Genomic DNA, 15984 nt, shown 5'->3' on the forward strand with positions numbered 1-15984 from the left:
TGGGAGTTGGGAGTTGGGAGTTGGGAGTTGGGAGTTGGGAGTTGGGAGTTGGGAGTTGGGGGGGCATGGGAGGTGTGCGAGGGATAGGTGGTATGGACAGACCCCGGGGAGCTTGGGGACAGACCCCGAGGAGCTTGGGGACAGACCCCGGGGAGCTTGGGGACAGACCCCGGGGGAGGTTTGAACTGAACTGATGAATAGGCCCGCGGATGGCAGAGCGAAACCACCGATGGGGCGCAGTCGGATATCCGTGGGTACGCATTGCCATCCGTTCTTCTCTGTCGCGGTGTCGTAGGTGGGCAGCGTCCGGGGACAGAGTCTGGGGACAGACCCCGGCGTGCGGCCTGGCTCTGTCGCGGTGTCGTAGGTGGGCAGCGTCTGGGCACAGACCCCGGCGTGCGGCCTGTCTACAGGGTGCGGACCCCCCCCCAAGCGATCTAGTGTGATCGTTATGATCGCTACCGCGGGGCGGGCACTGCAGAATGACGCGGAGGCACTCGCGTTTGGCTCCAATTTGGTTCCTGCGGCGACGAAGTTGAGCGAAACGACGGTTGGTTTCTGCTGAAACAGGACGCTCGAGAAACGTCACAGAGCCATCAAGAAAGAGCACGTAGACCACGGACCAAGGAAGGGCTTGATGGACGATTTGTCTTCGCTGGACAATCTGTCGATACTTGGCACACGTCCCTTTGCCCGCGAAATCGACCGACGACAATTCGGCAAAGGGGCTGTGGCTGCGGGACTGTTGCCGCTCGGCCTGTTCGGCTGGGCGGACAAACCGACACGCGAGTGCCCGATGCAAACGATTCGCGAGAAGCGTTTCGAGACGCTGGTGGCCATCATGGCGGCCCAGATCGATTCGCTGTGGTGTGGACGCCGCGGCGATAATGCGTGTCAGGTCGCCAACGATGTGCTGCGCTACGCCGACCACCTGCCCTACCGGATGCAATTGGGCATGAGCGTCGCCTTGCTGTGGCTGGACGTCTACAGCGTCAAACACACCGCAAAACGCCTGAAACATCACTCCCGCGAGGGCGTGCGTCGGTTGCTCAATCAAGGCGAAACCCCGCGCCGTGCCGGTGCACCTCCGCTGATCCAGTGGGACGACGACCACTTGCTGCACATGGCCGTTAGCGGACTGGCGATGCTCGGCCGTTTGGTGATCCACTCACGTGCACCCGCCCGCGAACTGATCGGATTGGGCTGGAGCAAGAAATGCGAACAGGTTTCCAGCCTGGTTTCCTTGCCTGCACCGCCGCTGGCGGATCTCAATCATCACTACGACGTGGTGATCATCGGCAGCGGCGCCGGGGGCGCGACCGCGGCGACTCGCTTGACCGCCCAAGGCCGCAAGGTCTTGATTCTCGATTGCGGCGATTTCGTCAGCCCCGATGCCTTGGTCCAACGCATCGAAGATTCCGATGGCAGCGTTCGCTTGGCGCCGCCACGCAGCGATGAAGTCCTGATGCGGCTGTACAAAGACGCCGGCGGGCAAATCAGCGGCGGACTCGGCAACGTCGACTCAAAACTTGATCTGGTGCTCCCACAGCGGCGTAAAAAAATTCCGCCGCGACAAACTATCAATGTCTGCCAGGCGAAGGTGTTCGGCGGCGGACCGTATGTCAACAATGCGATCCATCTGCCGATCTCGCGCGAGGTTTACGACACCAAATGGGCCGGCCGTCAGCCCACGGGGCTGGGCTACGATCAACTGGCGGCGCTGATGGATGGCATCAACGCCGAGCTGGGCGTCAATACCACGGTGACCGAGACGCAGATTAGTGACCGCAGCATGCGATTCGCCGAAGGCTGCCAGACGCTTGGTGAAGACGTCCAACCCCTACCGGTTGCCATGCGGCTCCATTGCTCGGGATGCGGCAGCGACAACTCGGTGGACAGTTTCGGCGACCACATCGGTGGCCTGCATCCGTACTCGCCGACCGGCGCCAACAGCTTCCTCGTCCAGGCGATGCACAATCCCGAACCGGCTCGCGTTTCGTATCGGACCGAAGCGAAACGTCTTCGTGTCGAGTCCGATGCCGCGGGGAAACCGATCGTCTCCGGTGTCGATGTCACGCGTGTCGAAGACGATGGTTGCCACACTCAAGCAACCATCACCGCCGACCAGTATGTCGTCGCTGCCGGCATCGGCCCCACGACCAAGTTGGTCGCCCAGGGGCTGAAGTCCGGAGGCTATCGCAACCGGCATCTGGGCAAACGATTCACCGCCAACGTGGGAACGGCGGTGTATGCGATGTTCGACAAACCGATTTGGCCGTCGGGCTCCGATCGCCCCGAACCCGGCGTGACGCAGTGTTTCCTGGTGGACCGCCGAATGGTCGAAAAAGACGGCCGGATGGTCGAAGAACCTGCGTTGGAGAATTGGTTTCACTTTCCCGGCACCGTCGCCTTGGCGTTGACGGGATGGTTCAAAGAATTTGCCTGCACGATGCGACGGTTCAATCACCTGTCGATGGCCGGCATCGTCGTGCCCACGCAAGTGCGACCGTGCAATGCGATCGATGATTGCGGCAACGTGAACATTTCGTTGGATTGTGATGAATTCGAAATCTTGCTGTTGGGTATCCGGCGGATCGCACGAATCTACTTTGCCGCCGCAAAGCCCGATGACGGTGTGACGCTGCATCTGCCGACGAAGGCGATGTTGCTGCGCGGCGGCCGGCCGCTGCGGATTCGTGACATGGACGATCTGGAGTGGGCGATTGGTCAAATCCGCCGCCGCGGTCCGGCTTTCGTGAATCTGTTGACCACGCACGGGCAGGGTGGCGCGTCGATCGGCGACGTGGTCGACCCGACGACATTTCAAGTGAAAACCGACTGCGGCCAGCACGTTTCCAACCTGACCGTGGCCGACGCGTCGTTATTTCCTGCCGGTTGCGAAATCAATCCACAGCTGACGCTCAAGGCGCTGGCCACGATCGCAGCCGAGCAGGTGGTCCAGCGGACGGCGTGATCTCTGGTGTCTGGCGTCGATTTACGTCGAGGGTATGATCCGGGTTTGAGAAGTTCGACGCATTGGTCGATGCGGTCGGAGTGGATAAGCAAAACAGTCCTGGAAGGAAAGGTCGCGGAGGAGTTTACGCCTAGAGCCGGGAGGATTTTGCTGTGGCTCGGAAGCACTCACGCGCCACCAATCGACCCTCCCCTCGCTACGCTCGACCCTCCCTTCCAGGGAGGGTTTCATCTTCATTATGAATTTTCTTTCCGATCGACTGGCGCGACGGCTGCCATTTTTTTATGGCTACTTGATGCTGCCGATCGCGATGTTGATGCAGGTCGGGACCAGTCCGGGGCAGACGTTTGCCGTCAGCGCATTCACGCCGGCGCTATTGGACAGTTTGCAGCTGACGCAAAGCCGGCTCGGTTTGGCGTACATGCTGGGAACGTTGTTTGCCGCCGTTCCGCTGAGCTTCGTTGGGCCGGCTGCGGATCGTCATGGGCTGAAGCGTGTCGCATCGATCGTCATCGTGGCGCTCGCGTTGGCCTGTTTGTTCGCTTCCCGCGTTGATGGGTTCTACGGCCTGCTCGCGGCGTTCTTCTTGCTGCGGTTTCTGGGCCAAGGCTCACTGACGCTGTTGTCCGGCAACACGACGGCGATGTGGTTTCGCAATCGCATCGGACGCGTCTCGGCAGTACTGAGCATCGGTTCGGCCATCGCGTTTGCCTGGGTCCCCGAGTGGCTGGCCGGATCGATCGATGCCATCGGCTGGCGTTCGACCTACCAGTCGCTGGCGGCGATCCTGGTTTTGACCCTGTTGCCGCTGGTGATCCTGCTGTATCGAAATCGGCCGGAAGACTTGGGGCAGTACGTGGACGGTCATACCGGGCGTCTGTCACCCGGCCATGCAAGCGACGATTCCGATTCCGATCCGCCCGAACCGGATCTAAACCTTGACCCGGATGCGTTGACGCTGGGCCAAGCGGCACGGACGGGTTCGTATTACATCCTGGGGCTCGCCAACATCATCTGGGCGATGGCCGGGACCGGGGTGTTGTTTTATCTATTCACGCTGTGTGAGCAACGTACGTTACCGCCGGACACGGCCGCGGGATTATTCAAGATCCTGGGGATGACGATGTTGGCGATGCAGTTGGGCGGAGGCGTGTTGGCAGATTTTATGAAGCTGAATCGGTTGTTGGGCCTTGGCACCGCTTTGGTCGCCGGCTCGCTCGCGTGGCTGTACTTGGACCCATCGGTTCGCGGGGCACAGGCCTTTGCCGGCTTGTTCGGCGGCGGTCAAGGAATGTTGATCTCCGTCAGCGGTGTTGCTTGGGTCCGCTACTATGGGCGACAACATCTGGGCAGCATTCGCGGGGCGGTTTGGTGCGGGACCGTCGCCGGCAGCGGCTGCGGGCCGTTGATCATGGGCTGGGTCAACGACGCGACGGGCAGCTACGATGGGGCGATTTTGTGTTTCGCCGCCGCGATGATGCCGCTGGCGATCGCGTCCTGGTTTATCCGGCCGCCGGCATTGTCCACGTAGCTACGCTCGCCAGAGCGTGGGGAAGCCCGGAGGTCCACCTTCTGGCGAAGGTAGTTACGTTTGATCGGGCGGTGCACCGGAGTGGAAGCCTGGCGCACAAGTCCTGCCTGCCGACTACGGATCGCGACGCAGGTCGTCGGGGGCTTGCATCAGTTGTTCGGCAAAGTGGTTGCGCCACGCTGCCTGATCGTAGCGATAGTCGACCCCGGGGGCGATCTGGCGGAGTAGTTCTAGTGCGCCGGGGTTCTGCTGCGTTTTCGTCAGCACTTCTTGTTTGCTGCCGGTGGAAAGGCCCGAGCCGCCCAGGCTGTTGCTACCGACCGACATTCCGGGGCCTTTGGGGGTCAAGGACTTGTGCGTCGTGATCAACGCATCCACGTACGCTTCCCACAATTCCGGTTCAGGGAAATAGTTCAGTGCCCGCAGCGCCGCGGTCACTTCGGCCGGTTTACGGTTGTCACCTTTCAGCATCGGCAGGTAGGACGCCACTGCGGACGACGCACCATATTCTTGAAGCTGCATCAACGCTTCGGTGCGAATCCCCGGATCGGGTTCAAAGATCCCTGTCCTGACCAGGGCCTGGACGGCGACCGAAGTCCGCAGTGCACCCAAGCGTTTGACGTAGATCATCCGCAGCGATTTCGGGTCGGGCTTGTTTCCACGCGACTTTTCGAGCGCTTCGGCAAGCGCGGTCGACGCCAGCGGATCATCGATCGCTTTGATCGCTTCGAGTGCTTCGGCCGAACGCTTTCCCGGCCGCAACACGAATCCTCGAAGCTTGCCGAGTTCCTTGATCCAAACCTTGGAGGCGTCGTTGATTTCGTCACGCCGTTGTTCGCGCAAGTAAACCTCCGGGACCTCCCACCCGCTGGAGGTCGGGATCAATCCGCGGCGTCGTTGTTGGTCGGCAAAAAGCACCCATTCATTACCATCGCGAACGTACTTCAGCGCCGATCGGGCTTGGCGGTGATCGGGATCGATTTCGATCGCCCGCTGAAAATGGTAGTCGCGCTGGTCCAACAAACCGTTCGCCTTGCACTGCCGTGCCAGTTGGTAATGCGCCTCGGCATCCTCGCCGACTTGTTGGAGTTGTTGGCGATACCAAACCAGTTTTTCGTCGTGATCGCTGACCGTTTTGACGACGCGACTCTGCGGGATCGCCACCCGCAGCTCCGGGTCCACCTCGACGATCAAATGCGGTTTCGACCCTGTGTCCGTCTTCCGCACGATCTTGCCGTCGATTTGGACCCCGCCACGCATTTCGACGGTGTCGGCGACGGCCACCGCGGTGATGGCGACCCATGCGAGTAGCGTCATGGAGATCGTCGGCCGGCGCGAATTGTGAACGAGGTGAATCATGGCGAAAGAGCAGGAGGAGAAGGATCGCGCGGCTTTCGTTGGTGACCAGCGTTGGGCGGCTATTCGGTCGCTGCGAAGCAGTGAGACACGGCGGCTAAAGCCTGCACCCACGCGGTCGCGGAAGTCGCCTAAAGGCTAACCACCAACGGATTGTAGCACCCGGCGGGATTGGTTCCGAACCGTTTTTTGTTGGATTTCGCTCACTCGACGCCTCATGACGCACGGCGCGAACCCAAATCCGCTCAACCTGCTCGCTGAACCTGCCGATACCATACTTGACTATTGGGATCAACTTTCTATTGTTGTGTTCTCTGGCGGTCGCAAGGGCGGGCGCTGGTTCGAAAAACCATTACGTTCTCTTTGTCTTCGCGAAAGTCTGACGATGAAACCCGTTTCGACCGCCGAACCGTCTGTCGAATCCGAGCCCGCGACCGAGGCGAAACCGCTTCCGGTGATCAGCGACACCACGCCGGATCCGACGCCCGAGGAGGACGAATTGCAGGGGGCGCTGGCCGCGGATCCCCCGCTGGCACCGACGGAGGAGTTTTTGGCGGAACTGGCCGAGCACAGCCAGCGGTTGGAATCGGCCAGTCCGCAAGAGATTCTGGCCTGGGCGGTGGAGCGATTTGCCCCCAAGTTCTCGATGGCCACCGCGTTCGGCCCCGAGGGGATGACGATCATCCACATGTTGAGCGAGATCGCGCCGGAGACACCGATTTTTAATTTGGAAACCGGGTACCAATTCAAAGAGACGTTGGCGCTACGCGAATCGGTCAAAGAGCGTTACGGGATCGAAGTCGAATTCAAGTACCCGCGCCAGACGGTCCAGGAATACGAGGCGGCCAACGGCGGCCCGGTCTACAAAACGGACCCGAATCGGTGCTGCTTTGACCGCAAATTGCGGGTGTTGAAGGAAGCCGCACGGGGGCTTCATGCCTGGGCCAGCGCGATCCGGCGCGACCAGAGCCCCGATCGTGCCAAGGCGCCGATCGTGGGTTGGGACAAAAAATTCCAGCTCGTGAAGATCAGCCCGCTGGCCAATTGGACCAAGAAAGAGGTTTGGAGTCTGATCAGCAAGCACGACATTCCCTACAACCCGCTTCACGACCAGGGTTACCCCAGCGTCGGTTGCTGGCCGTGCACCCGCGCCAATCTGCTCGGTGAAGACGAGCGTGCGGGGCGTTGGAGCGGATTTCAAAAGACCGAGTGTGGGCTTCACGACTGAGACCGGAGAGGGGTGGTTCGGTGACAATCTCGGCACGAGTTCATTATGCGACGTTGGCGTTGATCGAATTGGCGCAGCGCCAGAGCGAAAAATCCCCGGTGGCGGTGCGTGAGATCTGTCAGCGGCACGGCATCCCGGCTCCGTTTTTGGTCCAGATCCTGCGAACGTTGCGGAGTGCCGGTTGGGTGCAAAGCATCCGGGGCGCCCAGGGAGGCTATCGGTTGGCGATCGCACCGACGGAGTTGAACTTGTTGGAGATCGCCGAGGCGGTCGGGTGTTCGGATTCCAATTGCCAAACCGATGCGACCGACACGCCGGCCAATCGAATGGTGCACGAGGTCTGGGACGCTGCCAGCGAGGCCTCGCGTGCGGTGCTGGCCCGGACCACCTTGGCCGAGATCGCCGCCCGCTCGGCTCAGGGCGACGAAGTGATGTTTTACATCTGAAGCGGGTCTCGTTTTCTGCTCGATCCGCTCCCGCGTTTTGGTAGAGCTTTGTCCCTAAACCCGTAGCGGAAGCCGCCAAGGCTTTCGACTCGCAGCAGTTCACTTGGGAAAAGCCGAAATTCTTGGCGAATTCCGCTACCAAATACGCCCCTTGCCGGGTTAAGGGACAAAGCCTAGAGCTTCCTGCCTCTTTCCCCGGCTACGTGTCCTGTATGGAGACGGGATTCGCCGCAGCCCACGCTCTGGCGAGCGTAGCTACGGAGGCAGACACGTCGGCGGCCGACCTTGATCTGTCGCGGCAAGATATCTCACGTTTTGCCCGCCGGCGGGACTACTGCCGAATTCTTCGTGTCTTTTCCGGGCCGGCGTGACGCCTGCACAATCCGCACCCCCTTTAGGGCTTTCGTGTGTTTCGACGCTGGTAGCGGTTGCAAGGATCGTTGCTGCGACTAGCGTGGAGTTTCCCGCTCGGGAATCTCTCACCCGAATCAGTCGACACGAAACGAGTTTGTACACCATGAAACGAATTGCCCTGGCGATCGCCGCGATGGCTGCGATTGCGTTCGGCGGATCCGACGCGGCTTCTGCTGCTCATCCCGCCGGATACCCTTTCTTCCCCTTCGGCTTTTACCAGCCTTACGGCGCGACCTATGGATCGTCGCTGCGGACGCCGCCCCACTTTGCCCTCAACCCGCCGGTTTACTATGGTGCCCGCCACGCGCGGCCTTACGGAATGAGCCCGTTCGCGTCGCCGCCGTTGGTCACCGCCGGAGAGAACTATCGCAATCGTCTGCGGACCGATTTCTATCTTCCGCCGGGTGAATACCAGCCGGCCGAACCGCCCGCCTGCACCGCGAATCCCTGTGTCAGCCGAGGCGCAGCGAAACCGGTCAAAGTCGGCCTCGTTCGAACCAATCCGTTCGTCACCGATTCCCAGCTGGTGAAAAACTAACGTTGCCGCCGGAAAAATCCGGCTGAGTTGAATTCGGCCCGATGCGAACAAAAAAATGGCGAGGTCCTGCCGCTGGCAAGGCCTCGCCATTTTTCATTGCCCGGGAATTCATTGCCCGGGAATTCATTGCTCGGGAATTCATTGCCCGGCGGAGGTGGCCCTCACACAAAGCTACACCGCTTATGGCTGCTCCAGTTAAGTCCTGACCAGGTTCACGATTCACAGTCGTAAGGGCCACCACCGTCGGGCAATGCCGGGTCGGGGAGTGTAGACGACAATCGGTGTTGTGAAAAGTCAGTTGTGGCATCGATTGGCGTCGAAAACCCCAAACACGCGTGAACATCGCCGCCGCGGGGTCCACCGAGCGAAAAGAAGCTGTCGAATCGTCGTCGTTTCACCCTCCGTTTCTCCTTGGCGAGAGGCGGTTTCTCGTCCATAATGAATGGCTTGTGGTTTCGGTTTTCGAAACGCCCTCTTTCGCCGGCTCCCCCGCCGCACCACTTCCCACCCGCCTCGAATGCTACGGAGTCTCTTGTCATCGTGCGAAACATCTTGCTCACTCCTCTTCGATTAGCTGTCGGCTGGGGGATTTCGCCCCGAATTTTGGGCATCATCGCGATCACGATGCTTGTCCTATTGCGACTTTCCATCGGTTGGCATTTTCACAGCGAAGGGAGTGAAAAGTATCGTCAGGGCGACTGGGACGCGGCACCGTTTTTTGCCAACGCCAAGGGGCCGCTGGCGGATGAATTCCGAAAAACGGTTTGGGATTACGACGGAACAGTCCGACGTGATCCGGAATTTACGCGTTGGTGGTTGGAGATGTACCGCGATCGCGCCGCGGACTACTACACCTTCGGTGACAAAGAGCTTGCGATCGCCAACGAAGCGCTCGAGACGCTGCTGAGAAACCACGAGGCGGTGTTGCAAGAATACGCCGATGAGTTGGAGGAATACGACCTGGGGCGAGCGCGAATCGAGACGCTCAAGACGCAGGAGGATCGCGTCGGCGTGGAGAGTCTGGCCGGTCAAATCGATACCGTCCAGAAGGAGAACGACGCGAAACTGAAACCCGTCCTCGGGGCGATCGACGAGCTGTGGGCGGGGTATGAAGGCACGATCAATTCGCTGGCCGCCCCCAACCAACGCCAGCTCTCTCCGCCGTTGGAACTGGTCAAGCCGCGGACCGCGATGGTCGATACCAGTGTGATCAATCGATTTGTGCCCTACTTTGACCTGGCCGTGGGTTGGTGTTTGTTGTTGGGGCTGTTCACCCCGGTTGCCGCGTTAGCAGCGGCCGGTTTTCTCGGTTCAGTCTTTTTGAGCCAGTACCCGCCAGGGACCGGACCGACGAGCAGCAATTACCAACTGATCGAATGCATGGCCTGTTTGGTTCTGGCGGGGACGGGAGCAGGACGCTTCGCAGGGTTGGACTTTTTCATCCACCTGTTGATTCGGCGGAGCGTCGCAAAGCGGCCCGCCGACACCTAGCAAGCGCAGGAAGCGTCGCGGCCGAGTGGTCCACCCACAGCCCAGCCGCCCACACGCTTCCGATTGACTGACGAATCCCATCACATCTCAAAACAAAGCACGAACCCCAATCCGAGGTAAATCCCATGGTCGACAAGCTCTCCAATGACGAGCGTGAAGTAGGGAAGCAAAACTATTACAACGCCGTGACCAGTTACTATGACGTCAACCGCCGCGACTTTTTGCGAGGCATTGTCGCCACCGGGGCCGTTAGTGGCGCCGGCCTGGGTGCCGCGTACTTCGGTTACGGCCAGGTCAAGGATCCCGTCCGCATCGCGGTGATCGGGACCGGCGACGAAGGCAACGTGTTGATCGGCGGTTGCAACCCGAATTACGTCGACGTCAAAGCGATCTGCGACATCCGGCCGTTCAGCCAGCACCGTGCGTTCCATGGCGACTGCAGCAGCCCCTCGGCATTGATCCGCCGACCCGGATTGATCTCGGTCGCCGGCTACAGCAACGAAGCCGAAGCGCGGAAGAACGTCAAGGTTTACGACAGTTCCAACGGCGGCATCATGGCTTGCCTGGACGACCCGGACATCGAAGCGGTCATCATCGCGCTGCCGCTGTGGTTGCACGCACCGGTCGCCGCGCTGGCGATGGAACGCAACCTGCACGTGTTGACCGAAAAATTGATGGCCCACAACGTCGCCCAGTGCAAAGTCATGGGGCGAATGGCCGCGGCGGGGCAAGACAAGAATGGCAACCCGCTGCACTTGGCCACCGGTCACCAACGACACTACAACGTCAAGTACGAAAACGCAGTCAACCTGATCCGCTGGGGATTGCTGGGCCAACTGCACCACATCCGTGCCCAGTGGCACCGTGGAAACTTGCCCGGCCGTGACAGTTGGTCGATGCCGATTCCCGGCGGAGAAAAAATGCCCAACGGCAAGACATTCGACCGCATTGCCAAAGACCTCGCGCACCGTCGCGCAAAGTTGAAGACGGCAACCGGCGCGGACGTCAAACGTCTGCAAGCCGAGATCGCACAGTGGGAAGCCTGGGATGCCGACAAGACGATCGACCCTCGAGAGCACGGCTACGAAGACTTTGCCCGCGGCGACCAGATGTTTACCGCCGAAGAGGAGTTGCACCGTTGGCGATTGTTCCAACGCACCGGTGCCGGTTTGATGGCCGAGCTTGGGAGCCACCAGTTGGACGCCGTCAGCATTTTCCTGTCCTCGCTTCGCAGCGACGGAAAGAAGGTCCATCCGTTGTCGGTGCATGCCGTCGGTGGCCGTCACATCATGCCGCTGGACCGTGATGCCGGCGACCATATCTATTGCACGTTCGAATTCCCCGGTCCGGAGTACGCCGAAACCTTTGACGTCGGCTACTACGATCCGGTCGAGAACTATCCCAACGGCGCGGTGCCCGGGTACGAGCAAGACCCCAACAAGAAGGTCGTCGTCACCTACAGCACCATCAACGGCAACGGTTTCGGCGGCTGGGGCGAAGTCGTCATGGGCACCAAGGGCACGTTGGTGTTGGACAAAGAAACCGACGTGCTGCTGTATCGTAATAGCGACACCAGCAGCAAGGTCGGCGTCAAGAAAGAAGAGGGCGGCTATGCGTTGGACACCAGCGCCAGCGGCGACTTCGCAGCCCCCGTCGCCCAGACCGCCGCGACCGGACCGGTCAGCCGAGGGTATCGCGAAGAGATCGAGCACTGGGCCTATTGCATTCGCAACCCCGACAAGGAGAACAAGCCGCGCTGCTATCCCGAAGTCGCGATGGGAGACGCCGTGATCGCGCTCGGTGCCAACGTCGCGCTGAAGAACTCGCAAACCGGCAAGGGCGGCTATTTGCAATACAAGGAAGAATGGTTCGACATCGACAACGATGCCACCCCCGACGGTAGCGACATCAAGCGCGAGCAAGAGTACATGCTCAAGGATGTGACGTAACAGCGGCGATCCCCCCGCAGCGGCGGGCGGCTGGGCACCAGCGCACCTTTTTGTCTCGCCTTTAGGCGATTTTCCCTCGCTGCTCCGCAGCGAGGTGGGCGGCTAAAGCCTGCACACCAGCGCTTCGTAACCCTCTTTCCAACGTCACGTTCCATCCATGTCCACCGTCTTTCGTCTCTCCGCCGCAACCGTCTTGGACCTTGTTGGAGTGGACGCCACGGCGATCTTGAACAACCTGACCACCAACGATGTCAAGTCGTTGCAAGTCGGTTGCGGCTGCGAAACGTTTTTGACTGACGTGCGTGGTAAAACGGTGGCGCATGTCGTGGCGTTTCGCACTGCCGACGGATTCCGCTTGATCGGAGCCCCCGGTCAATCCGACGCGATCGCCGCCCACGCCGACCGCTACACAATCCGCGAGGACGCCACTCCGATCGATCGTTCCGCCGACAACACCGTCTTTGTGCTCGCACCCGACGCGGCGGTGACGCTGCGTGAAGAAACCGATTGGGGCGAATGCAACGCGATGTGCTATGACGTGGATTGGCTGGGCGACCAGACGATCGTGCTGGTCACCGAAACGCCCGGTGGAATCGAACAAGTCCTCAGTTCGACGGGTGAAGTGTCCGGCGATGACGTGGAATTCCATCAGGCCCGCACCCTGGCCGGATTCCCCTGGTTCGGCGTCGATCTGTCAGAAAAGAATCTGCCCCAGGAAGCCAGCCGTATCAAACAATCGATCTGTTTCACCAAAGGTTGCTACTTGGGGCAAGAAACGGTGGCCCGGCTGGACGCGTTGGGCCAAGTTCAGAAACAACTGGTTCGATGGCAGACATCCGGAGCGATTCCCGTCGCGGGCAGCGAAGTCAGTGCGGATGAAAAAGTCGTTGGACGGCTGACCAGCGTCGCCGAGACGGGCGAGGACACTGCCGTCGCGATCGGCATCGCACGACGCTCCCATTTTGACCCCGGCGCGACCGCAAAAGGCGACGGATTTACCGCAACGGTGGTCGAACAGTAGGTGGGACACGCCGGTTTGCCAAAGCGATTGCAGTCCGGTTCACGACGCCGAAAGTCTTGGCGACTTCCGCTACGGCTCTGACGGACTTCCGCTACACTAGCGGCCATGAGTGTCACCACCGAATCGATCCCGCTGCTCTCGCCCGATCTGCTCGCCAAACTGGAACGTTTGGAACTCGTCTCACGCAAGGTGTTTCGTGGGCGGATGAAGGGCGAACGACGCAGCAAGCGGAAAGGACAAAGCGTCGAATTCGCCGACTTTCGCAACTACGTTCCCGGCGATGACCTGCGGTTGATCGACTGGAATTTGTATGCCCGTCTGGACCACTTGTTCCTGAAACTGTTTCAGGAGGAAGAGGACCTGCACGTCTATGCGTTGATCGACTGCAGCGAGTCGATGAATTTTGGGACGCCGACCAAATTCCACGTGGCCAAACAGATGGCCGCCGCACTGGGCTACATCGGTCTTTGTCGCGCCGACCGGGTCAGTGTTCAAGCACTCGGAAACCAGGGCCGGCGGGCACCGGTGCTTCGCGGCCGCAGCGGATTGTGGAAAATGTTGCAGTACCTGGAAAGCCTGGACAGCGGCGACAATGTTTCGCTGCACGACGGCGTCAAAGATTTTTCGTTGCGTAACACGGGGACCGGAGTGATCGTCTTGATCACCGATCTGATGGACAAATCAGGGTACGAAGCCGCGCTCCGCATGTTGGTCGGTCGCCGGATGGATGTCTACGTGATGCACATCCTGTCGCCCGAGGAGATCGATCCGCCGGTTCGTGGCGATCGAAGATTGATCGACAGTGAAGACGGTGATGAAACCGAGATCACGATCAACAACTATGTTTTGGAGCGGTACAAGTCGACCCTGCAATCGTTTCTCAGCGGCGTCAAAACGTTTTGTTCGCGGCGCAGTATCGCGTACTTGCCCGTGCGAACCGATCAGCCGGTCGATGATGTCATGACCCGCTACCTGCGCAAACGAGGCGTGGTGCGATGAATTGGATTTCAACGCTGTTGCCATGGCAATGGGCACTGTTTGCCGCGGTGCCGATCGGGATCGTCCTACTGTATTTCTTGAAACTGCGACGTGAGCCGGTCGAGATTCCGAGCACGTACCTGTGGTCGCGCACGGTCGAAGATCTGCATGTGAACAGTCTGTTTCAGCGGATCCGACAGAACTTGCTGCTGTTGTTGCAATTGCTGGCCGTCGCGCTGGCCGCGGTCGCGTTGTTGCGTCCCGGCGTGCAAGGCGAATCGACCAGCCAAGGCAGGAAGGTGTTTTTGCTGGACGCGTCGGCGAGCATGATGGCAACCGATGCCGGGGAAGAACGCAATCGATTCGAGCTGGCGCGCAAGATGATTCGCGACCAGATCGACGACATGGAAGAGCGCGAAACCGCGATGTTGGTCACGTTCAGCGACCGCGCCGAAGTGTTGCAATCTTTCACCAGCGACCGCGGGCGTTTGCGTGCCGCACTCCAACGCGCCCAAGTGACCAATCGGCCCACCGATATCGTCGGCGCACTCGAAGCGGCCGACGGGTTGGCCAATCCCCGCCGCAGCAGCACGACCGGTGACGCAAACGACGTGCAGGTCGCCGATCCGATGCCGGCAGACTTGTTGATTTTTAGCGACGGCGGGTTCCGGGACGTCAGCGAATTCAATGTCGGCAACCTTGTCCCCACCTATCTGCAGGTCGGTTCCGACGAAGCACGCAATGTGGCGATCACCGCGTTCAGCGCCGACCGCAACGTCGAAAAACCTGGCGACGCCCAAGCGTTTGCCACGATCGTCAACTTTGGGACGGCCGCAGAAACGTTCAACCTGTCGCTGTACGTCGACGGTGCTTGGCGCGAATCCGAATCCTTGACGCTCGCCCCGGCCGAAGAAACCGGTGTGACGTTCTCTTTGGCCGGACAGGAGACCGCCGCTTCGTTGGAACTGCGGTTGGAGTCGCCCGGTTCCGGCGCTTCGCGAGATCAACCACTGGATGACGATTTGACGATCGACAACTTTGCTTATGCGGGCCTACGACCGCTGAGAACCGTTTCGGTGCTGGTGGTGACCGAAGGGAACAAGCCCTTGGAGATCGGGCTGACGACTGACAGCGCCGCCAAGGTTTGCATCGCGGATTTCCAGTCACCGGGGTATCTGGATTCGCCGGAGTATTTGGCGCGGGCCGAAGCCGGGTTGGATGATCTGATCATCTTTGATCGATGCCAGCCGAAAGAGCTGCCGCAAACCAACACGTTTTTCATCGGCGCCTTACCAAGCGACCAGTGGCAGTGGGCCAGTGACCCCGGCCAAACGATCTTGGTTGACATCGATCGCACGCACCCGATGATGCAGTACCTGGAGTTGTTCTCGTTACTGATCTTCGAGGGCAGATCGGTCAGCGGCCCCACCGGAACACGCGAATTGGTCGGTGGCGACAATGGGACGGTGCTTGCCCTGGCACCTCGCGACGGCTACCAGGATCTGGTGCTGGGGTTCGAGATCATCACGTCGGCCGCCGATGGAACGCCGCAAACAAATACCAATTGGTACGCCGAGCGGTCTTGGCCGGTGTTTCTGTTGAACGTCCTGAGACATCTGGCCGGTGCGGCCGATGCAACCGCCGCACCTTCCTTCTTGCCCGGTGATACCATTCGGCTGCGTGTCGAAAGCCAAATCGAATCGGTCGGCATTGCCCGCGGTAGTGGCACGCCGGAAACCGTCCGAACCGGAAATTCGGGCAGCGTGGAATTCGTCGATTCCGACCAGCCCGGATCTTACCGCGTCACCGCCGACGAGAAATTGGTGGACCTGTTCAGCATCAACTTGTTCAGCCGACAGGAGAGTCAGATTCAACCCCGCGAGACGTTTGAACTGGGGTACGAGACCATTGAAACCGCCGGGATGATTGAAACGCGACAGGAGTACTGGCGCTGGATCCTGGCCGCGGTCCTGGTGGTCTTGGCGATCGAGTGGTGGCTGTATAACCGACGCATCGCCTAGTGGGATAGGCTTCCGGCTTGTCGGTTGCGCGTGAAAT

General features: G+C 60.3%; 11 protein-coding genes and 1 other RNA gene. 10 read left to right on the forward strand and 2 right to left on the reverse strand.

Annotated elements, in window-relative coordinates:
- Positions 1 to 637: 637 nt before the first annotated feature.
- Together H1B37_RS25210 and H1B37_RS25215 are read left to right on the forward strand one after the other, a co-directional pair.
- Entirely contained in the window at positions 638 to 2974 is a 2337-nt protein-coding gene (locus tag H1B37_RS25210; protein WP_182870051.1) for a GMC family oxidoreductase N-terminal domain-containing protein, read from the forward strand.
- Positions 2975 to 3212: 238 nt separating this feature from the next.
- Positions 3213 to 4505 (forward strand): MFS transporter, encoded by a 1293-nt coding sequence (locus H1B37_RS25215; RefSeq protein WP_182870052.1) that lies wholly within the window; start codon positions 3213 to 3215, stop codon positions 4503 to 4505.
- Positions 4506 to 4619: 114 nt separating this feature from the next.
- Here H1B37_RS25215 and H1B37_RS25220 read toward each other — a convergent pair whose 3' ends face one another.
- Positions 4620 to 5822 (reverse strand): HEAT repeat domain-containing protein, encoded by a 1203-nt coding sequence (locus tag H1B37_RS25220; RefSeq protein WP_182870053.1) that lies wholly within the window; start codon positions 5820 to 5822, stop codon positions 4620 to 4622.
- Positions 5823 to 6246: 424 nt separating this feature from the next.
- Here H1B37_RS25220 and H1B37_RS25225 point away from each other — a divergent pair, with 424 nt between their 5' ends.
- The 3 genes from H1B37_RS25225 (at position 6247) to H1B37_RS25235 (ending at position 8487) form a co-directional block, all read left to right on the forward strand.
- On the forward strand, positions 6247 to 7089 hold the full coding sequence (locus tag H1B37_RS25225; protein WP_182870054.1) for a phosphoadenylyl-sulfate reductase: 843 nt from the start codon (positions 6247 to 6249) through the stop codon (positions 7087 to 7089).
- A gap of 20 nt (positions 7090 to 7109) precedes the next feature.
- Positions 7110 to 7535: an RrF2 family transcriptional regulator gene (locus H1B37_RS25230; RefSeq protein WP_353620915.1), complete on the forward strand. Its 426-nt coding sequence runs from the start codon at positions 7110 to 7112 to the stop codon at positions 7533 to 7535.
- Positions 7536 to 8052: 517 nt separating this feature from the next.
- Positions 8053 to 8487, forward strand: coding sequence for a hypothetical protein (locus H1B37_RS25235; RefSeq protein ID WP_182870055.1), 435 nt, complete (start codon positions 8053 to 8055; stop codon positions 8485 to 8487).
- Positions 8488 to 8634: 147 nt separating this feature from the next.
- Here the strand turns inward: H1B37_RS25235 and ffs are convergent.
- An RNA gene (gene ffs, locus H1B37_RS25240) (signal recognition particle sRNA small type) lies at positions 8635 to 8729 on the reverse strand.
- Positions 8730 to 9111: 382 nt separating this feature from the next.
- Here ffs and H1B37_RS25245 point away from each other — a divergent pair.
- The 5 genes from H1B37_RS25245 (at position 9112) to H1B37_RS25270 (ending at position 15947) form a co-directional block, all read left to right on the forward strand.
- Entirely contained in the window at positions 9112 to 9978 is an 867-nt protein-coding gene (locus H1B37_RS25245) for a PHP domain-containing protein (protein ID WP_286178155.1), read from the forward strand.
- A gap of 125 nt (positions 9979 to 10103) precedes the next feature.
- Positions 10104 to 11927, forward strand: coding sequence for a Gfo/Idh/MocA family protein (locus H1B37_RS25250; protein ID WP_182870057.1), 1824 nt, complete (start codon positions 10104 to 10106; stop codon positions 11925 to 11927).
- Positions 11928 to 12084: 157 nt separating this feature from the next.
- Entirely contained in the window at positions 12085 to 12948 is an 864-nt protein-coding gene (ygfZ, locus tag H1B37_RS34075; RefSeq protein ID WP_286178157.1) for a CAF17-like 4Fe-4S cluster assembly/insertion protein YgfZ, read from the forward strand.
- 105 nt (positions 12949 to 13053) lie between these two features.
- Positions 13054 to 13947 (forward strand): DUF58 domain-containing protein, encoded by an 894-nt coding sequence (locus H1B37_RS25265; protein WP_182870058.1) that lies wholly within the window; start codon positions 13054 to 13056, stop codon positions 13945 to 13947.
- Positions 13944 to 15947, forward strand: a complete 2004-nt coding sequence (locus H1B37_RS25270) for a vWA domain-containing protein (protein WP_182870059.1) — start codon at positions 13944 to 13946, stop codon at positions 15945 to 15947. The genes H1B37_RS25265 and H1B37_RS25270 overlap by 4 nt, the downstream gene beginning before the upstream one ends.
- Positions 15948 to 15984: the final 37 nt, after the last annotated feature.

The organism is Stieleria mannarensis (assembly GCF_014154935.1).
GTDB classification, from domain to species: Bacteria; Planctomycetota; Planctomycetia; order Pirellulales; family Pirellulaceae; genus Stieleria; species Stieleria mannarensis.